Origin of the sequence: Mycobacterium sp. EPa45, from assembly GCF_001021385.1 — a bacterium.
In the GTDB taxonomy this organism is placed as follows: domain Bacteria; phylum Actinomycetota; class Actinomycetes; order Mycobacteriales; family Mycobacteriaceae; genus Mycobacterium.
The window spans coordinates 4,117,365-4,140,504 of the sequence record NZ_CP011773.1; the positions used below are offsets into that span (position 1 = coordinate 4,117,365).

The following is a 23,140-nucleotide window of genomic DNA, read 5'->3' on the forward strand; positions in this document are numbered from 1 at the left end:
GGTCAGTCTGCGGGGGTGTTGTCGGGCGCCGGGAACTGGCCACACACTGCAGCGATATCTCCAAACAAGAATCCCTGACCGAGCTCGCACCCCCACTCGACGAGGGCCTCCTGCTGGTCCGGTCGCTCGATACCCTCTGCGATCACCTCCAGCCCCAGGCTGGTTCCGAGTCCTATCACCGCCCTGGTGATCGCCTCGCAGCGGACATCGTGACCCAGGCCAGCGATGAACTGCTTATCGATCTTGAGGATGTCCAATGGCAACGCGACGATCCTCGACAGACCGCTGAAACCGGCGCCAAAGTCGTCGATCGCGACGCGCACGCCGGTCCGGCGAAGCGCGTCCAGATCGTCATTGGCCGACTCCGCAATCTGCCCGACATGGCTTTCGGTTATCTCGAGTACGAGCCGGTGCGGCGCCAGACCCGTAACACGAAGGGCATTGATGACACCCACCCGAAAATTGCTGTCCGCCAACTCACGGGGCGACACATTGACGTGTACGGCCGCTGCCGCCATGACCCCGCCCCATCGGACCGCTTGCCTGCACGCCTCGTTGAGCACGTAACGGCCGATAGCCGGCATCTGGCAAGAGCTTTCGGCAAGGTCCAGGAATTCGTCGGGAGCCAGTAGACCCCATTTCGGATGCGACCAGCGCAAAAGAGCCTCGGCCGCAACACATTCGCCCCGCTGAAGGTTCATGATCGGCTGGAATTGAAGGGCCAGCTGGCGGAGTGGTAAGGCCTGCTCGAGATCGCGCGTCAGCTGCACGGCGCGGACCACGACCGCCTCCTGTAACGGGTCGCCAATCGTCACCCGGCCCCTACCCGACTTCTTGGCCTGGTACATCAGCATGTCCGCGCGTTGCAGGAGCGATTCCGCAGTGCATCCAGACTCAGAGAGCACCGCGCCAGCACTCACCGACAGCTGGTCGTAGAGAGCGTGGTCGGCAATTTCCACGGGCCGACGCAGCGTGTCCTGGAGGCGTTCGGCCACGCTGTCCAGTTCACGGATGCCGGACACTGACGGACACAGCACCGCGAATTCGTCGCCACCCAACCGTGCGGCGGTGTCCCCCGGCCGAATCGACGTAAGGATGCGCTCCGCCATTGCCTTCAGCACGTTGTCACCCTCACCATGACCCCACGTGTCGTTAACCGCCTTGAACCGGTCAAGGTCGAGGAAGATCAGCCCCACCCGGCCCGAACCTCGCTGTTCTGCGGCTGCGAGCGCGTGTTCGACCCGACCCATGAACAACACGCGGTTGGGCAATCCGGTCAGCTGGTCGTGCATGGCCAGGTGCTGCAGCTCAGCTTCGACACGCTTTCGGCCGGTGATGTCCTCGACCAAGCACATCCCGTACGCGCCCGCCCCTCCGGAGGCGATGATCGATGCCGAGATCGAACCCCACACTGTTGCACCGTCGGCGCGCTGGAAAGCGGTCTCGGCTTGATAGTGCTGGCCGACGTGCAGCGCGAGGAGTGGGTCGAGCGCTACCGACCCGGATGTGCGGTGATCCGCCACGAGTTCGGTCACCCCGATCTCAAGCAGCTCGGTCGGCGAGCGTCCTAGAAAGTCGGCCATGGCCTGATTGCATCGCGTGATTCGTCCATTGGGGCGCGGCGCGGGTTCGAACATGAACATGCCCATCGGGGCTGTGTCGAAGGCGAGCCGGAACCGCTCTTCGCTTTCCGCCAGCGCCTGTTTGGCTGCCTTCTGCTGGGTGATGTCGGTGGCCACGCCGATGTATCCACCGCAGCTGCCGTCCGTGTTGGTGATCTGGGAAACGGCCAGGCTGACCGTCACGTTGCTGCCGTCACGCCGGACGTAGGTCCACTCACGTACCTCTGCCCGCTCCGGGGTCACATTGTGCACAAACACCCCAAAGCCGACCGGTATCCCAAGTTCCGTCGCCCTGGAGCAGACCTCTGCGTGATCGTGAAAGGCCATCGGCGTGCCACCTAGCATCTCTGCTTCGGTCCAGCCGAGCAGGCGCTCCGCACCGTTGTTGAACACAGTGATTCGCCCATCGGGAGCGGTGCCGATGATCGCTTGTTCAGACGCAGCGTGCAGAACTCCGGCGAATAGGTCACGCGCCTCACGCAGCGCACGCGCAGTCTTTCGTTCTTCGGTCACATCCTGGTAGGCGACAACCTGAAACAATGGCTGGTGGACGAGAGGAGCCGTCGTGAGTTCGACGACTCGGGGTTGTTCAGCGGGAATCACGATGTCTCGAGGTGCTTTAGGCGCTGGCGAGGCTGAACCGCTGGGCTCGCTGTCGCGTCGGGCTGCCGAGGCCACGCTGTCGACAATTCCCGAAACGGACGCCCTCACGTTCTGCAGAACGACATCACCGGCCGGATCAATGAGCAGCACGCTGTCGTGGATGCTGTCGAGCACGGCGCCGAACAGTTCGGAATCGCGATCTGCCTGATCCCGCGCCAGCTGTAGTTGTGAGACGAGGCGAACACTCGAGTCCCGGTATAACGACAACGTCAGAACGACGATTGTCAGACTCCCGACCATCGCTTGCGCCAGCAAGGCACGTGTCTGAACGTTGGGGACGATGAACACACCTCTGTCCAGAAGAGTGGCGTAGATAATCCAGATGCCCGCCGCCAGCAAAAAAACGGTACTCACGGTGGTGCTGTACCGCAGCGCCACCCATACCGCGGGCAGCAACGTTAGAAAAGCCAGGGGCACACCACTGTTCAGCCAGAAGGCCCAGATGAAGACGGACCCCACAACAAGCACGACCAGCAGGGCCTCCGCCAGCGCCGCCGCCGACACCTGCGGGCGCTTCCAGGTGACGTCACGCATCCGCAGCCAGGCGGCCACGCCAAGTAGAGCCGTGGCGCCGTTGCGCACTGCGAAAAGCGCAAACGTTTGCCACGGCGGTTGCTGCAACGCGTAAACCATGTAGGCGGTGGCCAGAAGTGCCGCGCAGACAGTGCCAGCAGACACCGCCACGACCAGCCGCGCGAAGTCGGCGGGGTCACGCAGTGGCACCTCATCGCGGTGATAAGTCAGGATTGCGGCGCTCACCACAGCCAATGCGACGTTCACCATCACAAACCACGCGCTCAGCGGCATCGAGGCGCCCGTCGCCAAATTCGTGCCGAAGTTCAGAACAGCCAGCACCGCAACATTGAACAGGCAGGCACGACGGCCGTAGCTACGGGCCGCTAGCAACCAAATGATTGCGACGGCTGCGGCCGGCCAGACCAGCGCGAGTTCGCCACCGGCCAACCGCGTGGCACGACCGACTATCACCGACAGGGCGTATGCCACGGCAAACGCGCACATGATTGACGCAGATCGAAGGCTCGGAGCCACCACACCTCCTCACCGCGTACGTGCCCCTCAGGATGCGACTTTGGTGCGGACTTCGGACCGGATAGCGCATTTTCACGTGCACCCCGACCAGCCAAGGTGCAGTGCGGGCAACGAACGATTCGCACCGGTACGAGCTCACGGGCTGTCCAGGCGCACCACCGATCCGAGTGCAGCGGCGAATCCCCTTGCAGCAACTTGTAACTGGGCTACAGGACGAGAGTCGCGCGAACACGAAACGAAGCACGCGGTTGTGCGGCGGCCCCAGGACACGTGGTTTCGACAATTTTGACAGAAGTGCGGCCTGAGGCGGTAACGTCGCCGCCGTGGAGCTCAGGCTGCAGCGCATCGGCGCATGGTGCGGAACGATCATGATCCTGCTGTACGGCACCTGCATGTCGGGGTTGGCGCGGTTGTTCCCGCCGATCTCGCCGATGTGGTCACCGACCGAGGTCGCCGACTTCTTCGTCGACCACAAGATCTGGATCCGCATCGGTATCGCCGGTTGTCTGCTGACCTCGGTGATCGCGCTGCCGTTCCTGGCCACCATCGTGCTGCGCATCCGCCGCATCGAAGGGCAGTGGGGCATGCTCTCGATGACGCAGTTGTTCGCGGCGACGATTTTCGTTCCCGCGCTGCTGTTTCCATTTCTGGTCCTGGCCGCCGCGGCCTTCCGCCCCGAGGGCAGGTCGGCCGAGATCACGCAGGCGCTCAATGACGTGTTCTGGCTGATGTTCATCGGCATCGTCGGCACGATCATCATGCAGAACATCACGCTGGCGATCGCGTCGTTCGTCGACAAGACCGAGCCGCAGACCTTCCCGCGCTGGTACGGCTACCTCAACCTCTGGGTGGCGCTGCTCTCGCTTCCGGGCTGTGTGGTCGTCGTGTTCAACGACGGACCATTGGCCTGGCACGGGGTGTTCGCGTTCTACATCCCCGGTTTCGCGCTCGTGGTGTGGCTGTTCGCGACCACATACGTACTGAACCGCGGTATCAAGGCGCAGCAGCTCGCCGAACGAGCATGACGGCGGGCTCAGCCACCGCCATCAGCCGCCGCATCCCCGGCGAAGCGGGCACCTGGGTCTTCCTGCTCGGTGACATGCTGGTGTTCGCGGCGTTCTTCGCGACCTTCATGGTCGAAAGATCAAAGGCACCAGAGGTTTTCGACGCCACCCGCAAGACGCTGCACATCAACATCGGGCTGGTCAACACCCTGGTGCTGCTGACCAGTTCGCTGTTCGTCGTGGCGGCGATCGGCGCACTGCGGACCGGCTTGCGTGCTGTTGCCGCGAGGGCGCTCATGATCGCAGCCGGCTTCGGCGTGATGTTCGTGACGCTCAAGGTGACCGAATACGTCTTGCTTGTTCAGGACGGGCACACCGCGGGCGCCAATCATTTCTACCTGTATTACTTCATCCTCACCGGATTGCACCTGCTGCACGTCTGCATCGGGATCCTCGTGCTGGTGCTGATGCTGACCCAGACGCGGCGCACCGAGCTGTCGGCGACCCGGCTGGCGGTCATCGAGGGCGGCGGTTGCTTCTGGCACCTGGTCGACCTGCTGTGGATCGTCCTTTTCCCACTGCTGTATCTGGTGAGCTGATGTTGGCGCTGATGCTCAACCGGGCCGGCGGCAGCTGGCTGATCCTGGTGGCCGCCACACTGGCGTCGTTCGCCCTCGGCGCCGACCACGGCACCGGCTCGCTGGTGGCTGTCGCGGTCCTGGCGATCGCGGCGATCAAGGTGCGACTGGTGGGCCTGGACTTCATGGAATTGCGGCACGCGCCGATCCCGCTGCGGGCGGCCTTCGAGGTGTACTGCGTGGCGTTGTGGGCGCTGCTGTCCGGGCTGTATCTCTGGCTGTGACGGCATCGATCAGCGCACGGCACGCACCACGTGTCGCAGCTTTCCGTTGCGGGGATTCACCTGCGGCCGCTGTTCGGCCAGGTAAATGGTCACCGGCGCGGTTCCCTGGGCGGCGAGGAAGCGCTCGAGGCGTCCGCGCACCTCGGTCCAGACCGTTGAGCGATCTCGGCCGGGGGCTTCGTCGAGGCGGACCGAAAGGCCTGTGGGCGCGCTCTGGATGATCTGGTAGCGCAGCACACCGGGTGTCTCTTCGACCACGGTGGCGATCGCCATCGGCAACAGCACCACCTCACCGCCCTGTCGCCCAGGCACTTTCAGCAGTTCGTCGGTCCGTCCCTCCGGTGTCACGGTGGGCAGCGGACTGCCGCACGGGCACGCGTCGGCATCGATGACGACGCTGTCGCCCATTTCGTACCGGATCAGCGGTTGCACATAGTTCGCCAGGTTGGTCAACAGCAGGGAATCGGATCGCTGGCCGGCGGGCACCACCTCACCGCAGCTGTCGACGGGCTCGACGAGATACCAGTCGGTGTTCAGGTGCAGCTTGCCCAGACGGCAGGGCAGCGACAGTGGGGTGGCTTCCGACGCGTTGTAGGTCTCCGTCACGACGCAACCGAACACGTCGTGCGCGCGTTGCCGGACGCTCGGGAGCAGCAGTTCGCCGCCGCTGGAGATGACGAGTGGGTGGATGTCGAGCCGGCCGGCCTCCTGCTCGCCGATGAGCACGCTGAGCGCGCTGGCGTAGGTGCCCAGCAGCGCCGGCTGAAACTCGTTGAGTTCTGCGACGAGTTCCGGGAGCGGCTCCAACACCGAGAAGAAGCGAGAGTAGCGGCGACGCACCGGATGTGCGCGCAGCCGCCGTTCGTACATCACCGTCGACACGAAATGGCCGCCGGTCGCGAAGACTGCGGCCTGTCGTGCTCCCCGCCCGAGAACGCGAAGTAGCAGCCCCGGCGGCAGCACCCCGGCGGAGCGTGCGTAGGTCAGGCCGAACATCACCGCCATCGCCCGACGATCCTGGATCAGCAGCGCCGGCTCGGCCGTCGACCCGGAGGTGGTGAAGACGACGTACTCGCCGAACAGGTCGCGGCCGGTGTTGGCGGGGTCGGCGACGAACGCCGAGACGCCGGTTCGCGTCAGCCGGGGATCGGTGACCCATTCGTCGAAGTGGGCCATCAGCTCAGGCTTGTACACCGCGGGGAGCGACGGCAGATCAGCCAGGCTCACCGGACCGTCCGGAACACCCCGATAGTGCTGCGCGTAGAACCGCGAATGGGTGCGGGCGTGCGCGACCAGCGCCTGCAATCGGCTCGCCTGTCGGGCCGTGACGGCGCGGGCGCCACCCCGTGTGGTGCGCCACGCGTCCCAGGCCACCGCGAAAGCCGTCATACCGCCATCAACGTACGACACAATCAGCACCATGGGGGCCCCGGTACTGGAAGGTTTATCGACTGAGGAGGCCGCCCGGCGGCTGGCGGCCGACGGACCGAACGAGTTACCGACGGCCAAGCGACGCAACCTCGCCCAGGAGGCCTGGGACGTCGTCCGACAGCCGATGCTGTTGCTGCTACTCGGCGCGGGCGCCATCAATTTCGTGCTGGCCGAGCCGCTCGACGGCGCGATGCTCATGGCCTTCGTGCTCGTGGTCCTGACCATCTCGATCTACCAGGAGCACAAGACCGAGAATGCACTGGCCGCGCTGCGTGACCTGTCTTCGCCGCGCGCCCTGGTGATCCGCGACGGCCGGCAGGTCCGCATCGCCGGGCGAGACGTGGTCCGCGGCGACGTCATCATGCTGGCCGAGGGCGACCGGGTGCCGGCCGACGCGATCGTGGTGGACGGCACCAACTTCTCGGTGGACGAGTCGGCCCTCACCGGGGAATCGGTTCCGGTGCGCAAAGTCGCGGCCTCGGCCGCACAGCTTTCGGCGGAGATGGGCCAGCCCGGCGGCGATGCCACGCCGTGGGTGTTCTCCGGCACGCTCGCGGTCAAGGGCCACGCCATTGCGGTTGCCAAGGGAACCGGTGCGGCAACCGAACTGGGCAAGATCGGTGCAGCACTGCGCACCATCGAAGCCGAACGCACCCCGCTGCAGCGCGAGATCGACCGGCTCGTCGCAGCCCTGGCCATCGTGGGTGTGCTGGCCGCCGCGATTGTCGTGGTGGTGTACGGGCTGACCCGGGGACATTGGCTCGGCGGTCTGCTGGCCGGTATCGCGACCGCGATGGCACTGCTGCCCGAGGAATTCCCGGTCGTGCTCGCCGTGTTTCTCGCCCTCGGGGCCTGGCGGATGTCGCAGAAACATGTGCTGACCCGCCGTCCACCTGTCGTGGAGACCCTGGGGTCGGCCACCGCACTGTGCGTGGACAAGACCGGAACGCTGACGATGAACGCAATGACGGTGCGGGAGTTCATCATCGACGGGCACGCCTACCCGGTCGATGACCGGCCGATACCCGAAAAGCTGCACATGATCACCGAATTCGCCATGCTGGCCTCGCCCGTCGACCCGTTCGACCCGATGGACAAGGCCTTCCGCGAACTCGGCGCCACACATCTGGCCGGAACCGAGCACCTGCACGACGACTGGACCCTGGTGCGCGAATACCCGCTCTCGGAAAAGCTTCTGGCACTGTCGCACGTGTGGCGCTCACCTGACAGCGGCCGATTCGTCATCGCCGCCAAAGGCGCGCCGGAAGCGATCGCAGACCTGTGCCACTTCGACTCCGGTCGTCTCGCGCAGCTGACCGAGCAGGTCGAAAACGCGGCATCGGGTGGCCAGCGCCTGCTCGGGGTGGCCTACGCCTATTTCGATGGAGACGCCGCGCTCCCTGCCCATCAGCACGACTACGACTTCCACTTTCTCGGCCTCGTCGGGTTGCATGACCCCGTTCGGCCCGGCGTGGCCGATGCTGTCGCCGAGTGTCGGCGGGCATCGGTGCGGACCATCATGATCACCGGGGATTACCCCGGGACGGCATTGGCCATAGCCCGCGAAATCGGACTGGACCACCAGGCGGGCTGCATCACCGGACGTGAATTGCAGACGATGCCCGCCGAGGAGTTGGCCGAGCGGATCCGGACCGTCAGCGTGTTCGCCCGAATGGTGCCGGACCAGAAACTTCAGCTCGTTCGTGCGTTGCAGGCCAACGGCGAGGTGGTCGGCATGACCGGCGACGGGGTGAACGACGCACCCGCCCTCAAGGCGGCAGATATCGGGATTGCCATGGGAGCCAAGGGAACCGATGTCGCCCGCGAATCAGCCGGATTGGTGATCACCGACGACGACTTCTCGTCGATCGTCGCCGGGGTGCGACAGGGTCGCGGCGTTTTCGACAACCTCCGCAAGGCCATGTCGTACGTGATCGCCGTTCACCTGCCCATCGTGGGGATGTCACTCCTGCCGGTTTTCGTCGCGGATTGGCCCCTGGTGCTGCTGCCGGTCCAGATCGCCTTCCTCGAGCTCATCATCGACCCTGCCTGTTCGGTGGTCTTCGAAGCCGAGCAGACCGATCCCGACATCATGGCCGCGCCGCCCCGACGCGTCGACGAACCCATGTTCGGGCCACGGGTATTGACAATCGCCTGTCTGCAGGGGCTTTCGGCACTGGCGGCGACGGTCTGCGTCTACCTGTGGGCCGTGTGGAGCCATCTCGGCGATGACGTCGTGCGTTCGGTCACCTTCGCGACGCTCCTCATCGGCAACGTGGCCCTCATCCTGGTGAACCGCTCCTGGCGGCTCACGGTGTGGCGAACGTTCCGGGAGCGTCGCAACAATGCCCTCAAATGGGTCCTCGCCGGCGCCCCGGCTCTTCTCGTTCTGGTCCTGACGGTCCCGGCGTTGCGGCACGCCTTCAACTTCGGACCGATGCCTGCGCTCGGCTGGCTCATTGCGGTAGGCGCCGGGGTTGCCGGTGTCGCCTGGTTCGAGGTCTACAAAGCCGTTGCGGCACCGCGACAGCAGGTGACGTCGTGAAGCGGTTTGGGTCGCTCACGGTCGGTCTGCAGGTCGGCACGCAACCGCCGCTGTCGGCGCTGCGCGCTTTTCTGCTGGGAGCGCGGATGATGCGACTCGACTCGGTGATGGTGATCGATCACTTCCAGAACATCTTTCCCACGGCGATCTGGGATCGTGAGCTGACGTGGCTCGCCGCCCAACGCTCGACGCCGAACGAATTCTTCGACTACCAGGTCCTGCTGGGGCATCTCGCCACCCGCGTCGGGCCGATGCGTCTGGGAGTCGGTGTTACCGAACCGATCCGGCGCCATCCCCTGGTCATCGCCCAGGCGATGATGACGCTGTCGCATCTGACCAAGCGCGCTCCGATCCTCGGAATCGGGGCGGGTGAGCGGATGAACATCGACCCCTACGGACTGGACCCATCCGATCCGGTCGGCCGGTTGGACGAAGCATTACAGATCATCCGTGCGTGCTTCCACGGTTCAGGACCGATCACGTTCTCCGGCAAGCACTATCAGCTCGAGCACGCGGCGATGGACCTCAAACCGGCCAGCGGGCGGGCTCCGCAGATATGGGTAGCCGGACACGGTCCGCGCATGCTCGATTTGACCGGACGCTACGGGGACGGCTGGTATCCGACCGCAGTGGCCTCCCCCGAGGAATACGCCGCCAAACTCGAGTCGGTGCGCATCGCGGCTCGCAACGCCGGACGGGACCCGCACGCGGTCACTCCCGCGCTGCATCGCTTCATGGTGGTTGGCCGCTCCGAACCAGAGGTGCGGGCCATACTGGGCACCAAGGTGATTCGCGCGTTCGGGCTCATGGCGCCCGCCGAGTTGTGGCGACAAACCGGAGTCACCCATCCGTTCGGCGAGCATTTCAATCCCCTCGTCGACTTCGTCCCCGACCACTATGACCGCCGCACGATGGACGACGCGATCGCTGCGGTGCCAACCGAGGTGCTGACCGAGGGGCCGCTGCTGTGGGGCACCCCCGATCAGGTGGTGGCCAAGCTTGCGCGGTTCCGCGCAGCCGGCCTGCGACACGTGGTTCTGGCCCCGGTCTCAGGCCTGGCGTCCAGGCGCGCCGCCCTCTACGGGCTTCGGGCCACCGGTGGGATTGCCCGCGCGCTCGGCCGCTGAGGCGTCAAGTCGCGTGATGATCTCCGCGACCGGGCCGAGCACGAGCGGGAGACACTCGTTGAACAGAAGGTGGTGTTCGGTGTCGAAGACGACCAGCTCTTTTGCGGGGGCCGCGATTCGGGCGTAGACCTTCTTCGTGTAGTCCAGGCTGAACAGGGGATCGCCTCGGCCGGCAACGACCACGACCGGACAGGTGATGGTTCCGTTGCGGACCGCGCTCACGTCGGCGGTCAACAACTCGGCCAGAAAGGCAACCGGATAGGACCTCAGGCTCAGCGGGTCCAGCAGGAACTGCTCAGCGGTCCACGGCTCGCGGCACACCCGCTTCATGTCGAGGTAGACGCTGAACGGAACCGGCAGCCGGGGCGAGATCGTGGCCAGGGCCCGCAAGCCTCGCATGAATGGCCGGTAGCCCCGCTGCAGGAACGCCGGAAACCGCGACACGGTGATGGAATCAGGCAGCTCGGGATCGAGAATGTTGTGCGCCGCCACACCCGCCAGCTCGCGGTCGCGGGTGGCGACGAGCATCGCCAGCACACCGCCCTGACTGGACCCCACGACGACGGGACGACGCCCGTATCGCTCACGCGCCCACTCGGTTGCGTCGAGCGCGTTGGCGACAAGGTTCTCCAAGCGCAGGAGCCGACCCACGCGCGGGCTTTTGCCGTGCCCTTCGAAGTGCACCCCCACGACGTTGATGCCCTGCTGGGCAAGCCCGTCGCAGAACTCTTCGTAGAACAGGGGATGAGTCATGGTTCCCGGAAGGAACACCACGACCGGACCAGCCGACCGGCCATGCCAAATCGACAGCACTATCTCCGCCCCGGCGGAAGTGATCGTCACCTCCTCGTAGCGCTTCGGGTGCTCAACCTCATTGCGCAACCGCTGATCTCTGTCACGCATGTCCACTCCCTCCATTGCCGTCGGTGCTCGGCGAACCCACCGTCCACTCACTCAATGTGCCTGCGACAGGGCCACAAGTCCCGGACCGGGTGACCTTTGATCATCTCCGCGAAGAGGCCTCCGTCGCCGTTTGAGTCACTTGCTCACAATCGGCGCCGTATCTGACAGGCTGGCCCCATGCCACTCACGTTGTGCAGTTTGGGCGCGGCCAACACGGTCACCGGCTCCAAACATCTGGTGGAAGCCGAGGGCAAGCGAATCCTGGTGGATTGCGGCCTGTTTCAGGGCGCGAAGAACCTGCGCGAGCTGAACTGGGCACCCCTGGCGGTCGACCCCGCAAGCATCGATGCGGTCGTCGTGACCCATGCGCACCTCGATCACACCGGCTACCTGCCGCGGTTGGTGCGCGACGGCTTCAGCGGGCCGATCCTGTCCACCCGGGCCACCGCCGCCGTCGCCGAGATCATTTTGAGGGACAGCGCATACCTGCAGGAGCGAGACGCCGCGTTCCTCAACAAGCACAAGGCGACCAAGCATCACCCCGCGTTGCCGCTCTATGACAGCGAGGACGCCCGGCGCGCGATGGAGTTGTTCGACACCCATCCATTCGGCCAGCAGTTCACCGTGCCAGGTGACGGTCCGGTGGTGACGTTTCGCCGCGCCGGGCACATTCTCGGGGCGGCGACGGTCGAGGTCCGCTGGCACGGCTGCAGCATCGTGTTCTCCGGTGATCTGGGGCGCTACGACGATCCGGTGATGCTCGACCCCGAACCGGTGACCGCGGCGGACTACCTGGTCATGGAATCGACTTACGGCGATCGCCTGCGCGATCGGACTGACCCGGCCGACGCACTCGCCGAGGTCATCGACGCGACGGTGAGCCGCGGCGGCACGGTGGTCATACCCGCGTTCGCGGTGGGTCGCGCTCAGACGCTGCTCTACTACCTGTGGCTACTGCGCTCCGCGGGCAGGCTGCCGGACGTCCCGGTCTATCTGGACAGTCCGATGGCGATCAATGCCAGCGACCTGCTGAGTACCTACCGCGATGATCACCGCCTGCGCCCTGAGGTCTACGAGGGCATGTGCGAGCTGGCGATGTATACCCGCGAACCCGAGCAGTCGATGCAGATCTCGGCCAGCCGCGAGCCGAAGATCGTGGTCTCGGCCAGCGGGATGGCCACCGGCGGCAGGATCCTGCACCACTTGAAGGCGTTCGCCCCGGATCCGCGCAACACGATCATGGTGACCGGCTACCAGGTGCCGGGTACCCGCGGCGCAGCCATCGCCGCCGGCCAGCGTTACGTCAGGATCCACGGCGAATGGATCGAGATCAACGCCGAGGTGGCGAACCTGGCGATGCTGTCGGCGCACGCCGACGCCGACGAACTCGTCCGCTGGGCTTCCGGATTCAGCGCGCCGCCGCGACAGGTTTTCGTCGTCCACGGCGAACCCCAGCCGGCGGACACCCTGCGCACCCGCCTTGATCGCGAGTTCGGCTGGCAGGCAACGGTTCCCAGGCCGAACCAGCTTTTCAGCCTGTAACCCGGGGGTGGCGGCGGGCCGACCTGCTGGAACCGCCGGGCCGAACTTCTCGTCAACTCCGGTTTCGGCGCCAGCCGCATCGGTTACCCCAGATCAATCAGATCAGAGTCATGGCTCTGGCCCTGCCGCAGTACTCAGGGTCCCAGCCCCCGATGCCGTGGGCAAAAGAAGAACCACCGCACGGATTGGAGTGGTCAAAGTGCAGGCAAACAAGTGGAGGTTGGCGATAGCCGCTGGCGGCGTCAGCGCAGCAGTCGCGATGGGGGTAGTCGGTGTGATGGCGGCCGAGCCCCAACAAGCGGTGGGTGCGATAGCGCCCCAGGGCTCGCCCGAGCCCACAGTCACGTCAACGACAGCTCCGAGCACGCTGCAGATAAGCTACGCAAGCCCGACGGTGACCGCGACCACGCCATCAGGCTTCGCGCCTGCTCCCCACCCGTAGTTTCCCGGAATACACGCGCGGGCGCACAGCCCGCCGTAGTGCCATGGGATCACACCTAACGGTAGCCGTGAAAAGCGTGACACTTAGCTCCGGTTCTCGGCCGGCGGGTAGCGGCGGCACCGGCCCGGGAGGAACGAGTGTGACCGGCACCGGCGGTGGTGGCGGGAACGGCGGCACGCCGGGCGGCGGCGTCGGCAGCGGCGGGTCCGGCGGCGCCGGAAATGGGTCAACCGGTAGCCCCGGGTGACTCGGTAGCCACGGGTTTCTCCTATGTCAAGCCGCTGCCGTTTGGCAAGGCTGTGTTCGATTTCTGTGATCGGTGTGGAGATGGCTGTAGACGACGCGGGCCAGGCGGCGTTTGAGGCAGCGCAAGGCCTCGGTGCTGGAATCGCCTTCTGCGAGTCGGTGTCGGTAGTAGGTCTGTCCGAGGCCGGGAAGGCGGATCTGGGTCACGGCGATGCGGTGTAGCGCGGCGTTGAGTTGGCGATTGCCCGTGCGGGTCATGCGGACCCGTCCGGCGGTATTGCCCGACCACACAGGTATCGGCGCCACACCGCTGTGACGGGCGAAAGCCGCCTCGCTTTTGAAGCGAGTCACACCGGCGGTTTCACCGACGATCTTGGCCGCGGTGAGCTCGCCGCACCCCGGCATCGCCAGCAGTACCGGTGCGATGACCCGCACGCGCTCACCGATCCGCTTGGCCAACACATCGATCTGTTCGGTGAGCCGGGTGATGTCCGCCAGCTCGTCGCGGGCGAGCTCAGCGACCAGACCAGGCACAGTGTCCAGCCAGTCGCCGAGCAACCTGCGATGCTTGGCTAGATCCAAAGAGCCCGATTTCGGGGCATGGTCGGGATCGAGTTCATGAACCCGCCACAACAACCGATTGATCGTCGAAGTCCGTTGCCCGACAAGGTCTTCACGGCGGTCAATCAGCAACTTCAGCTCGCGTGAGGTCTGGTCGTGTGAGGCGATCGGCAGATCGGGCTCCCGTAAGTAGGCCCGCGCCACGGCCAGCGCATCGATCGGGTCAGACTTACCCCGGGTCCGTGCCGAGGCTCTGGCATAGGCCATCAACTTCGGCGGCACCCGCACCACCTTCTGATCAGCAGTCAGCAGATCTCGCTCCAGCCGCGCCGACAAGTGCCGGCAATCTTCGATCGCCCACACCACCTCGACCCCGAACTGGGATCGGACCCACTGCACGGCCTGACGATGCCCGTCAGTGGTGGCCTTGACCACCTTCTCTGCGAGCTTGCGGCCCACCTCGTCGACGGCGACGAAGGTGTGCGTGCGCTTGTGTACATCGGCTCCAACAACAACCATGGTGGTTGCCTCCATTCACTGTGAGGTGACGGTTGGGCCGGTCGGCGGACACATCTCAGTGGGGGCGATGCCACGCTCCTATCAAGTCACGCCGGCCGGTCCTTCACACCTGATGCCGACAAAACCCATGCACGCCAACCCGAAGGCGGCACCGAGATTACGAGCCAGACACCAGGTGTAAAGGATCCAACCACCGCAAGAGCGGCAATCTCACCTTGACACTGAGCTGAGATTACGACCTCGCGGGGCGATTCTTGTGAAAGTCCCTGCGCGATGCCGATTCTCGCCACAGGTGACCGGTTCGATTCTGCGTCGAAGGTTCACCTATACGCGCACACCCAACGAGTTCACCACGCCGGTCTATGCGACGGTTGCACAGGCGAAAGCGGCTGTCTTGCGGGTGCCGTTCGTGCCGCCGTGGGTTCGGCCGCCGATGTCGGCTGACCTGCCTGGCTCCCCCGGATGGACTCGAACCATCAACCGTCCGATTAACAGTCGGAAGCTCTGCCAATTGAGCTACAGGGGACTATCTGCCCGCTCCTACGCTGATGCGGACCGGAGAGTGACTCTAGCTTACCGGGGACCCCGGATGCCAAACCGGCGGGCGCGCGCCAACACAGGTACGTCAGGCAGGATGGAGAGGCGAGGATTCAGGAAGGGAACGCAGTGATCCAGTATTTGGCGGTGCTCGGCGTGGGTTATGTATTGGGCACCAAGGCTGGCCGTAAGCGCTACGAGCAGATCGTCGGCACCTATCGCGCCATCACTGACAATCCCGCCACGAAAACCGTGATCGACGCCGGTCGCCGCAAGCTCGCCGACCGGGTATCACCGGATCCGGACCCCAAAATGGTCACGCTGACCGAGATCGACGCCGAGACCACCGTGGTGGAACCGCAGCGGTCGGAGAAGTAGGCACGACGAAATCGACCTGACGGTCGTCAAGTGCACGAATTCACAGCCCCCAGGTCGGTCTCGCGACCTGAGAAATTCAGCCCAGCGGGATGCTGATGGTCTGCCCCGGCAGCAGCGGCCCGGTGCTCACGCCGATACCGCCACCGGGCATCGACCCCGCGTCGGGACCGTAGACGCCGAACTGCGGCGTGCCGATGCTCACGTTGTTGTTCGAGTACGACAGGCACTGCCCGTCGCCGCGCGAGCCGAACCAGGCCAGGCAGGTGCCGCCGGGGTTCGCTGACGCAGTCGGGGCAGCCAGAGCGGCCAGGGCCGGCACCGCAGCCGCAGCCACGGCAAGCGCACCGAAGGTGGCGATACGCCGGGCACGAGTGTTCGCGGTAGTCATATCTGACCTTTCGCTCAAGACAGGCAGCACGTTAACCATAACCCGGCGGGAGTTTTCACGCAGTGAGGTCATCTCCGCTGGCCTGTTCCAGCAGACTGCGTCGATAAGCCTCCAGCGCCACCAGGTCGCCGAACAGCGCGTGATATTCGTCGCCCTGCTCCACCGGCGACATCCGCTGCAGCTTGGATTTCACCTCGGCGACCTGTCGGCCCACCCAGACCTCCTGCAACCGGGCGAGCACACCGCCGATGTAGCGGGGCAGTTTCTCTTCCTCGTCGACCCGGATCGTCTCCACACCGAGCTCGGTGATCAGGCCTTCGGTCAGGGGCGCGCCGGCCTGTTCCCGCACCTTGTCGATCCACTGGCCACCGATGATGCCCGACGACGTCCCGCCGGCCGCCTCGATCGCGGTGCGCACCGCGGCGTAGCCGGGATGGGTGAAACTCTCCACGGTCAGCGAGTCGAACACCGGCCCGGACAGCGCCGGGTACTGCAGGGCGGCCTTGAGCGCCTCGCGCTGCGGCCACAGTGTCGGATCGCGCGGGTCGGGGCGACGAGCCAAACCCTCAGCTTTGGCGCGTGCGGCCGGCGCGCGCCGGTTGTCGCGGCCGCCCGGCTTGTGGCCGGCCTCCTCACGAACCCGGGCGATCACCTGGGCCACGTCGTCCCAGCCCACCCAGCCGGCCAGCTGGCGGGCGTACTCGTCGCGCAGCGTCGGGTCCTTGATCTGAGCAACCATCGGCACGCAGCGCCGCAGGGCCGCCACCCGGCCCTCTGCCTGGTCCAAGTCGTGCTCGGCCAGCGAGGTGCGGATGGCGAACTCGAACAGCGGCGTGCGGCGGGCCACCAGATCGCGCAGCGCTCCGTCGCCTTGGGCCAACCTCAGATCGCAGGGGTCCATCCCGTCGGCAGCCACGGCCACGAAGCTCTGTCCGGCGAGGTTCTGCTCCCCCGCGAACGCCTTCAGTGCGGCCGCCCGCCCGGCCGCATCGCCGTCGAAGACGTAGATCAGTTCACCGCGGAAGAACTTGTCGTCCATCATCAGCCGCCGCAGCATCGACAGGTGCTCGTCGCCGAACGCGGTGCCGCACGCGGCGACCGCGGTGGTGACCCCGGCCAGGTGCATGGCCATCACGTCGGTGTAGCCCTCGACGACGACCGCCTGATGCCCCTTGGCGATGTCCCGCTTGGCCAGATCCAGGCCGAACAAGACATTTGACTTCTTGTAGAGCACCGTCTCGGGGGTGTTGACGTACTTGGCCTCCATCTGGTCGTCGTCGAAGATCCGACGGGCACCGAAGCCGATGGTCTCGCCGCTGGCAGTCCGGATCGGCCACAGCAGTCTGCGGTGGAACCGGTCCATCGGGCCGCGCCTGCCCTCCCGCGACAACCCGGCGGCCTCGAGCTCCTTGAACTCGAAGCCCTTGCGGATCAGATGCTTGGTCAGCGAATCCCAGCCCGACGGCGCGAAGCCGCAACCGAATTGACGGGCCGCGGCCGCGTCGAAGTTGCGCTCGGTCAGGTACTGCCGCGCCGGTGCTGCTTCCTCGGATTCCAGTGCGGCAGCATAGAACTCCTGCGCGGCCGCGTTGGCGGCGATCAACCGGCTGCGACTGCCGCGGTCCCGCTGCACGCTGGTGCCGCCGCCGCTGTAGGTGACGGTGTAACCGATGCGATCGGCCAGCATTTCCACGGCCTCGACGAAACTGACGTGTTCGATCTTCTGGATGAAGGCGTAGGCGTCCCCGCCTTCGCCACACCCGAAGCAGTGAAAGTGGCCGTGATTGGGCCGGACGTGGAACGACGGCGACTTCTCGTCATGGAACGGGCACAGGCCCTTCATCGAGTCGGCGCCGGCCCGACGCAGCTGAACGTAGTCACCGACGACGTCCTCGATGCGGACCTGGTCCCGGATGGCGGCGATATCGCGATCGGAGATCCGGCCCTTCCGGTCTCCACCCCCGCCCACCGCTGCAGCCATCGGCACAGTCTAAGACTCGCGCGCGTCGGCGATGTGCGCGTCGATGCGCTCCACCCGGCCCTCGGTGAACGACGCAAGCTGGTCGACGACAACCCGCATCCGGGCTGCGTCGTCGGCGGCGGCACTGAACTCCGGCGCGAACACCGGATCCAGCGTCGCAGGCGCGCCGTCCAGCAGCCAGTTCGCCACCCGGTGAATCCGCTCCCGTTGCCGCGCCTGAAGTTCCAGGTGCCGCGGGTCGGACATGATGAACTGCAGTGCCAGCGTCTTGAGCAGTGCGACCTCGGCGCGGACCGTCGCAGGTACCTGCAGATCGGCCTCGTAGCGCACCAACGGTTGCGGCCCGGCGACCTCGTGGGTCAGGCGAACCGCCGCTGAGGCGAAGCGTCCCACCAGCTCACTGGTCAATCGCTTGAGCGCCACCGACGCCGTCAGCGTGCCGTCGTACTTGCCGACAGCGGCGACCACCGGGAGCTCGGACAGCCGCTGCGCCGCGGCCTCCAGGTCGGCGGCATCGATCGTCTCCGACTCCCCCAGCGTGCCCAGCGCCGCCGCGGCGTCGGCGTCTGCCAGCACCCGCAGGTCGATACGACCCGACACCACGCCATCCTCGACGTCGTGTACGGAGTAGGCGACGTCGTCGGCCCAGTCCATCACCTGGGACTCCAGGCATGGGCGACGCGAGGGCGCGGCGCCCCGGACCCACTCGGCGAGCGCCCGGTCGTCTTCGTAGAAGCCGAACTTCCGGACGCTCGGTTCGCGGAACCACGGATACTTGGTTACGGCATCCAGACCCGCCCGCGTCAGGTTCAGTCCGACGCTGCGACCTTGCGGGTCAAGCACTTTGGGCTCGATCCGGGTCAGAATGCGGAAGTTCTGGGCGTTGCCCTCGAACCCACCGCAGGCGACGGCGAACTCATCGAGCGCGCGCTCCCCGTTGTGGCCGTAAGGCGGATGGCCGATGTCGTGAGCGAGGCCGGCCATGTCGACGAGGTCGGGATCGCAGCCCAGCGGCAGCGCCATCCCGCGCCCGATCTGGGCGACCTCCAACGAATGAGTCAGCCGCGTGCGAGGGTTCTCGCTCTCTCGCGGCCCGACCACCTGAGTCTTGTCCGCCAGCCGACGAAGAGCAGCACAGTGCAGCACGCGTGCACGGTCGCGAGCGAAGTCGGTGCGGTGCTCCGTCGACGTACCGGGCAGCCCGGCAGTCTTCGGCGGCTCGTGCACCACCCGCTCGCGGTCGGCCTCGTCGTAGTGGCCGTGCTCATTCGTCGTCACCGACGCACAGTCTGCCAGCACCGGCCCTACTACATTTGACGGTCATGCGCCTTGCTCGTCTGTTCAGCCTGCTCGCGGCCATCCTGACCGCCGCCACCCTGGTGGCGCCCGCCGCCAGCGCCGAGCCGCCGTTTCGGCTGCCGGACTACGTCACCGATAACGCCGGTGTCCTGAGCGGCGGCCAGATCGCCAACGTCCAGGCGAGCGTCGACAGCCTCTACCGCGAGCGCCATGTCCGGCTGTGGGTGGTCTTCGTCGACTCGTTCGCACCGAAGACGGCGGTGGGCTGGACTGAGGAGACCCGCCTGGCCAGTGATCTGAGCGATCAGGACGCGATCCTGGCGGTCGCGACGACGCAGCGCTCGTACGCCTTCCTGGTGCCCAGCGCGGCGGCGGGCGGCACCAAGGTGGACGATCTGCGTCACGACAAGATCGAGCCCGCGCTGCACAGCGGCGATTGGGCAGGCGCGGCGATCGCGGCGGCCGACGGGTTGGCGGCGAAGAGTACCGGCAGCTCCGGCGGGATGTCGCTGCTACCGCTGGTCATCATTCTCGGGGTCATCGTGCTGGCCGTGGTGGTGTTGCTGGCGTGGAGCCGCCGGCGCCGACGCAAGCGGCACGACGCCGAGGTCGCCGCCGCCAAACGGGTGGACCCCACCGACCCGAACGCCCTGGCGTCGGTTCCGCTCGACGCCCTTGACGAGTTGTCCCGGTCAATCGTCGTCGACGTCGACAACGCCGTACGCACCAGTTCCAACGAATTGGCCTTGGCCGCCGAGGAATTCGGTGAGCAACAGACGCAACCGTTCGCCCGAGCCGTCGAGAACGCCAAAGCCACGCTGCAGCAGGCGTTCAACGTGCGCCAGCAGCTCGACGACGCCGTTCCCGAGACGCCGGCGCAGCGTCGCGACCTGCTGACCCGGGTGATCGTTGCCGCCGCGCGGGCCAACCACGAGCTGGACGCCCAGAACCAGGCGTTCCACCAGCTGCGCGACCTCGTCATCAACGCCCCCGACCGGCTCGACGCCCTCACCCAGAAGCTGGTCGATGTGAGCGCTCGCATCGACCCGGCACAGTCGGCTTTGACCCAGCTGCACACCGAATTCGCCGAGTCGGCGCTTGTTTCGGTGGGTCGCAATGTCGCCGCCGCCAAGGAGCGACTGGACTTCGCCGACCACTCGATCAGCCGGGCCCGCGAACTGGTGGCCAAGCCGGTCGCCGGCGAGCAGAGTGAACTGGTCGACTGTGTGCGGGGCGCCGAAGCCGCTCTGCAGCAAGCAAGTTCGATGCTCAACGCGGTTGACAGCGCGGCCAGCGACATCAGGCGCGCGGTCGCCACCCTGCCTGCGGCGATCGCCGACACCCAGCAGGGCATCAATCAGGCCGTCGCCCAGCTGTCGCGGGGCGGGCTGGCCAATGCCGCCGAGCTGACGGCGGCCCGCGATGCCGCGGTCAAGGCGGTGACCGCCGCGCAGACAGCCGGATCGGCCGATCCACTGGGCGCATTCACCCAATTGACGCAGGCCGACGCGGACCTGGACCGGCTGCTGGCCAGCGTGGCCGAGGAGCGCGAGAACGCCGAGCGGCTGGGTCGGTCCTACGACCAGGCGCTGTTCACCGCACAGTCGCGGGTGCGTTCGGTGTCGGACTACATCGACACCCGCCGAGGCAGCGTCGGGCCCGAGGCGCGCACCCGGCTCAACGAGGCGGTTCGACAACTAGAGGCCGCGCAGGCCAAACGGAAGACCGACGTCGCCGAGGCGATCGCGCATGCCAACGGTGCGTCGATGCTGGCCGCCCAAGCTCAGCAGCTGGCCAACACCGACGTCCAGAACGCTCAGCGGGCGTACATGAATCACTATGGCGGAGTTGGTGGTTCGTCGAACATGGGCGCCGTGATCGGCGGGATCATCCTCGGCAACATCCTGTCGGGCGGCATGCGCGGCGGATTCGGCGGTGGCTTCGGCGGCGGATGGTCGTCGACGACGTTCGGCGGATCCTCGGGCGGGTCCGACGGCGGGGGGATGCTTGGCGGCGGGGGCCGCTTCTAGCGCCGCCGCATTCACTTGTCGTAATCGTTGCACCGAAACGGTCCGGCCCAGGATTGATCGTGGTTCGCGGCGAGGAAACGCAAAACTTCTTTGTCGTCTCCATGCCGTTTCGGGTCGAGGACGATCACTTCGCCGGTGGCAAAGACCACTTTGACCCCGAGCCTGTTCGCGAGACTCCGCACCTCGTCCTCATTACCGAGTTCGCCGCCGTCCCAACGAATGGTCCTGGTGAACTGCGGTAGGAACTCAGACTGGCATCGATCAAATGCGGCGCGGGCCGCATCCTGCCTACTGAACGTCGCGTTCATTGCCAGCAGCACGAGGCCGCCGACAACCGCGGCGACACCAAGCACCAAGAACTTGGTGAAGCTGACAGCCTCGTACGTCCTGGACTGCTCGGTCTTGTTCCGGAACTTCCACCCTTCGTCGAGGAAGAAGGCAAGCCTCGGCCGGGCGGACAGGAACAGCGCCACCACCCCGATGACGATCAGAAAGATCGCGGCAACGATCATCGGGACCGCATATCTGTGGGCCCTTTCATCGCGTCACCCCTGCGGTCAGCCGCCGGCCAGCTTGGTGGCCAGGTAGTCGACCACCGAGTCGATGCTGATGCGCTCCTGGGTCATCTGGTCGCGCTCGCGCACGGTCACCGCGTGGTCCTCCAGGGTGTCGAAGTCGACGGTCACGCAGTACGGCGTGCCGATCTCGTCCTGGCGGCGGTAGCGCCGGCCGATCGCACCGGCGTCGTCGAACTCGATGTTCCAGTTCTTGCGCAGCTCCGCGGCCAGGTCCTTGGCCTTCGGGCTGAGATCGGCGTGCCGGGACAGCGGCAGCACCGCGGCCTTCACCGGCGCCAGCCGCGGGTCCAGCCGCAGCACCGTGCGCTTGTCCACCCCGCCCTTGGCGTTGGGCGCCTCGTCTTCGGCGTAGGCGTCGACGAGGAACGCCATGAACGAACGGGTAAGTCCCGCTGCGGGTTCGATGACATACGGGATGTAGCGGGTGTCCGCGGCCTGGTCGTAGAACGACAGATCGGTGCCGGAATGCTGCGAGTGGGTCTTGAGGTCGAAGTCGGTGCGGTTGGCGATGCCTTCGAGCTCACCCCACGGGTTCCCGCCGAAACCGAACTTGTACTCGATGTCGGTGGTGCCGGCCGAGTAGTGCGACAGCTTCTCCTGGGGATGCACGAAGAGCCGCAGGTTGTCGCGGTTGATGCCGAGGTCGATGTACCACTGCAGCCGGGTGTCGATCCAGTACTGGTGCCACTCGGGCGCGGTGGCCGGCTCGACGAAGAACTCCATCTCCATCTGCTCGAACTCGCGGGTGCGGAAAATGAAGTTGCCCGGAGTGATCTCGTTGCGGAAGCTCTTGCCGATCTGGCCGATGCCGAACGGCGGCTTCTTGCGCGAGGTGGTCACCACGTTCGCGAAGTTCACGAAGATGCCCTGCGCCGTCTCGGGCCGCAGGTAATGCAGGCCTTCTTCGGACTCGATCGGACCGAGGTACGTCTTGAGCATCATGTTGAACTCGCGCGGCTCGGTCCACTGGCCCTTGGTGCCGCAGTCCGGGCAGACGATCTCGGTCATCGCGACCGATTCGGGATCGACTTCGGTTTTTTCTTTGGCCGCCTTCTTCTCGGCGTAGGCCTCCTGCAGATGATCCTGCCGATGACGCTTGTGGCAGTTGAGGCACTCGATGAGTGGGTCGTGGAAGACCTCGACGTGCCCGGAGGCGACCCATACCTCACGCGGCAGGATGATCGAGCTGTCCAGGCCGACGACGTCGTCGCGGCCGGTCACGACGGACCGCCACCACTGGCGCTTGATGTTCTCCTTCAGCTCGACACCCAGTGGCCCGTAGTCCCAGGCCGACTTGGTCCCGCCGTAGATCTCGCCGGCTGGATAGACCAAGCCACGACGCTTGGCCAGGTTGACGACGGAATCGATGACGGACGCCACGAGGGTGCCACTCCTTATTTGTGTGCGGACAACAGCCATACAGCCTAACGAC

General features: G+C 66.0%; 17 protein-coding genes and 1 tRNA gene. 8 read left to right on the forward strand and 10 right to left on the reverse strand.

Going from position 1 to position 23,140, the window contains the following annotated elements:
- Positions 1–2: 2 nt before the first annotated feature.
- Positions 3–3,290 carry an EAL domain-containing protein gene (locus AB431_RS19715; protein WP_235435707.1) on the reverse strand — a complete coding sequence of 1,096 codons (3,288 nt, stop codon included), beginning with the start codon at positions 3,288–3,290 and terminating at the stop codon, positions 3–5.
- 413 nt (positions 3,291–3,703) lie between these two features.
- On the opposite strand from AB431_RS19715, the gene AB431_RS19720 reads away from it, so the two are divergent.
- From AB431_RS19720 to AB431_RS19730, 3 genes are read left to right on the forward strand one after another with little or no spacing between them, the layout of a single operon-like run.
- Positions 3,704–4,360, forward strand: coding sequence for a hypothetical protein (locus AB431_RS19720; RefSeq protein WP_047333612.1), 657 nt, complete (start codon positions 3,704–3,706; stop codon positions 4,358–4,360).
- Positions 4,357–4,938 carry a cytochrome c oxidase subunit 3 gene (locus tag AB431_RS19725; protein ID WP_047331355.1) on the forward strand — a complete coding sequence of 194 codons (582 nt, stop codon included), beginning with the start codon at positions 4,357–4,359 and terminating at the stop codon, positions 4,936–4,938. Before AB431_RS19720 ends, AB431_RS19725 begins: the two co-directional genes overlap by 4 nt.
- The gene (locus AB431_RS19730; RefSeq protein ID WP_047331356.1) at positions 4,938–5,201 is read left to right on the forward strand and encodes a cytochrome C oxidase subunit IV family protein; all 264 of its coding nucleotides are present in this window, start codon (positions 4,938–4,940) and stop codon (positions 5,199–5,201) included. The genes AB431_RS19725 and AB431_RS19730 overlap by 1 nt, the downstream gene beginning before the upstream one ends.
- Positions 5,202–5,210: 9 nt before the next feature.
- Here AB431_RS19730 and AB431_RS19735 read toward each other — a convergent pair whose 3' ends face one another.
- Positions 5,211–6,611, reverse strand: a complete 1,401-nt coding sequence (locus tag AB431_RS19735; RefSeq protein WP_235435708.1) for a phenylacetate--CoA ligase family protein — start codon at positions 6,609–6,611, stop codon at positions 5,211–5,213.
- 10 nt (positions 6,612–6,621) lie between these two features.
- On the opposite strand from AB431_RS19735, the gene AB431_RS19740 reads away from it, so the two are divergent.
- A complete protein-coding gene (locus tag AB431_RS19740; RefSeq protein ID WP_047331357.1) occupies positions 6,622–9,177 on the forward strand; it encodes a cation-translocating P-type ATPase in 2,556 nt (851 codons plus the stop codon).
- Positions 9,174–10,304, forward strand: a complete 1,131-nt coding sequence (locus AB431_RS19745; protein ID WP_052960337.1) for an LLM class flavin-dependent oxidoreductase — start codon at positions 9,174–9,176, stop codon at positions 10,302–10,304. The genes AB431_RS19740 and AB431_RS19745 overlap by 4 nt, the downstream gene beginning before the upstream one ends.
- Here the strand turns inward: AB431_RS19745 and AB431_RS19750 are convergent.
- The gene (locus AB431_RS19750) at positions 10,227–11,207 is read right to left on the reverse strand and encodes an alpha/beta fold hydrolase (protein WP_158423547.1); all 981 of its coding nucleotides are present in this window, start codon (positions 11,205–11,207) and stop codon (positions 10,227–10,229) included. The genes AB431_RS19745 and AB431_RS19750 overlap by 78 nt on opposite strands.
- A gap of 177 nt (positions 11,208–11,384) precedes the next feature.
- Here AB431_RS19750 and AB431_RS19755 point away from each other — a divergent pair, with 177 nt between their 5' ends.
- Complete coding sequence (locus AB431_RS19755; RefSeq protein WP_047331358.1) at positions 11,385–12,749, forward strand: MBL fold metallo-hydrolase RNA specificity domain-containing protein; 1,365 nt, start codon at positions 11,385–11,387, stop codon at positions 12,747–12,749.
- Between the two features lie 715 nt (positions 12,750–13,464).
- Here the strand turns inward: AB431_RS19755 and AB431_RS19760 are convergent.
- Both AB431_RS19760 and AB431_RS19765 read right to left on the reverse strand, forming a co-directional pair.
- A complete protein-coding gene (locus tag AB431_RS19760) occupies positions 13,465–14,517 on the reverse strand; it encodes an IS110 family transposase (RefSeq protein ID WP_047332988.1) in 1,053 nt (350 codons plus the stop codon).
- A gap of 450 nt (positions 14,518–14,967) precedes the next feature.
- Positions 14,968–15,043, reverse strand: a tRNA-Asn gene (locus tag AB431_RS19765).
- A gap of 140 nt (positions 15,044–15,183) precedes the next feature.
- Here AB431_RS19765 and AB431_RS19770 point away from each other — a divergent pair.
- Positions 15,184–15,432, forward strand: coding sequence for a hypothetical protein (locus AB431_RS19770; RefSeq protein WP_047331359.1), 249 nt, complete (start codon positions 15,184–15,186; stop codon positions 15,430–15,432).
- Between the two features lie 76 nt (positions 15,433–15,508).
- Here AB431_RS19770 and AB431_RS19775 read toward each other — a convergent pair whose 3' ends face one another.
- The 3 genes from AB431_RS19775 to AB431_RS19785 are packed head-to-tail and all read right to left on the reverse strand — an operon-like array spanning position 15,509 to position 19,079.
- Entirely contained in the window at positions 15,509–15,820 is a 312-nt protein-coding gene (locus AB431_RS19775) for a hypothetical protein (RefSeq protein WP_047331360.1), read from the reverse strand.
- 55 nt (positions 15,821–15,875) lie between these two features.
- Complete coding sequence (dnaG, locus tag AB431_RS19780; RefSeq protein WP_047333616.1) at positions 15,876–17,801, reverse strand: DNA primase; 1,926 nt, start codon at positions 17,799–17,801, stop codon at positions 15,876–15,878.
- 9 nt (positions 17,802–17,810) lie between these two features.
- Positions 17,811–19,079 carry a deoxyguanosinetriphosphate triphosphohydrolase gene (locus AB431_RS19785; protein ID WP_047333617.1) on the reverse strand — a complete coding sequence of 423 codons (1,269 nt, stop codon included), beginning with the start codon at positions 19,077–19,079 and terminating at the stop codon, positions 17,811–17,813.
- A 44-nt stretch (positions 19,080–19,123) separates the two neighbouring features.
- On the opposite strand from AB431_RS19785, the gene AB431_RS19790 reads away from it, so the two are divergent.
- Positions 19,124–21,130 carry a TPM domain-containing protein gene (locus AB431_RS19790; RefSeq protein WP_047331361.1) on the forward strand — a complete coding sequence of 669 codons (2,007 nt, stop codon included), beginning with the start codon at positions 19,124–19,126 and terminating at the stop codon, positions 21,128–21,130.
- An 11-nt stretch (positions 21,131–21,141) separates the two neighbouring features.
- Here AB431_RS19790 and AB431_RS19795 read toward each other — a convergent pair whose 3' ends face one another.
- Both AB431_RS19795 and AB431_RS19800 read right to left on the reverse strand, forming a co-directional pair.
- Positions 21,142–21,642 (reverse strand): hypothetical protein, encoded by a 501-nt coding sequence (locus AB431_RS19795; RefSeq protein ID WP_047331362.1) that lies wholly within the window; start codon positions 21,640–21,642, stop codon positions 21,142–21,144.
- 45 nt (positions 21,643–21,687) lie between these two features.
- Positions 21,688–23,127 carry a glycine--tRNA ligase gene (locus tag AB431_RS19800; protein ID WP_162489418.1) on the reverse strand — a complete coding sequence of 480 codons (1,440 nt, stop codon included), beginning with the start codon at positions 23,125–23,127 and terminating at the stop codon, positions 21,688–21,690.
- Between the last annotated feature and the right edge of the window lie 13 nt (positions 23,128–23,140).

What these genes read in the sequence shown, in the direction of transcription:
- AB431_RS19790 (WP_047331361.1), top strand. Translation starts at nt 19,124, where the DNA reads ATGCGCCTTGCTCGTCTGTTCAGCCTGCTCGCGGCCATCCTGACCGCC.
- AB431_RS19725 (WP_047331355.1), top strand. Translation starts at nt 4,357, where the DNA reads ATGACGGCGGGCTCAGCCACCGCCATCAGCCGCCGCATCCCCGGCGAA.
- dnaG (WP_047333616.1), bottom strand. Translation starts at nt 17,801, where the DNA reads ATGGCTGCAGCGGTGGGCGGGGGTGGAGACCGGAAGGGCCGGATCTCC.
- AB431_RS19760 (WP_047332988.1), bottom strand. Translation starts at nt 14,517, where the DNA reads ATGGTTGTTGTTGGAGCCGATGTACACAAGCGCACGCACACCTTCGTC.
- AB431_RS19720 (WP_047333612.1), top strand. Translation starts at nt 3,704, where the DNA reads ATGATCCTGCTGTACGGCACCTGCATGTCGGGGTTGGCGCGGTTGTTC.
- AB431_RS19730 (WP_047331356.1), top strand. Translation starts at nt 4,938, where the DNA reads ATGTTGGCGCTGATGCTCAACCGGGCCGGCGGCAGCTGGCTGATCCTG.
- AB431_RS19795 (WP_047331362.1), bottom strand. Translation starts at nt 21,642, where the DNA reads ATGATCGTTGCCGCGATCTTTCTGATCGTCATCGGGGTGGTGGCGCTG.
- AB431_RS19755 (WP_047331358.1), top strand. Translation starts at nt 11,385, where the DNA reads ATGCCACTCACGTTGTGCAGTTTGGGCGCGGCCAACACGGTCACCGGC.
- AB431_RS19740 (WP_047331357.1), top strand. Translation starts at nt 6,622, where the DNA reads ATGGGGGCCCCGGTACTGGAAGGTTTATCGACTGAGGAGGCCGCCCGG.
- AB431_RS19775 (WP_047331360.1), bottom strand. Translation starts at nt 15,820, where the DNA reads ATGACTACCGCGAACACTCGTGCCCGGCGTATCGCCACCTTCGGTGCG.
- AB431_RS19800 (WP_162489418.1), bottom strand. Translation starts at nt 23,127, where the DNA reads ATGGCTGTTGTCCGCACACAAATAAGGAGTGGCACCCTCGTGGCGTCC.
- AB431_RS19750 (WP_158423547.1), bottom strand. Translation starts at nt 11,207, where the DNA reads ATGCGTGACAGAGATCAGCGGTTGCGCAATGAGGTTGAGCACCCGAAG.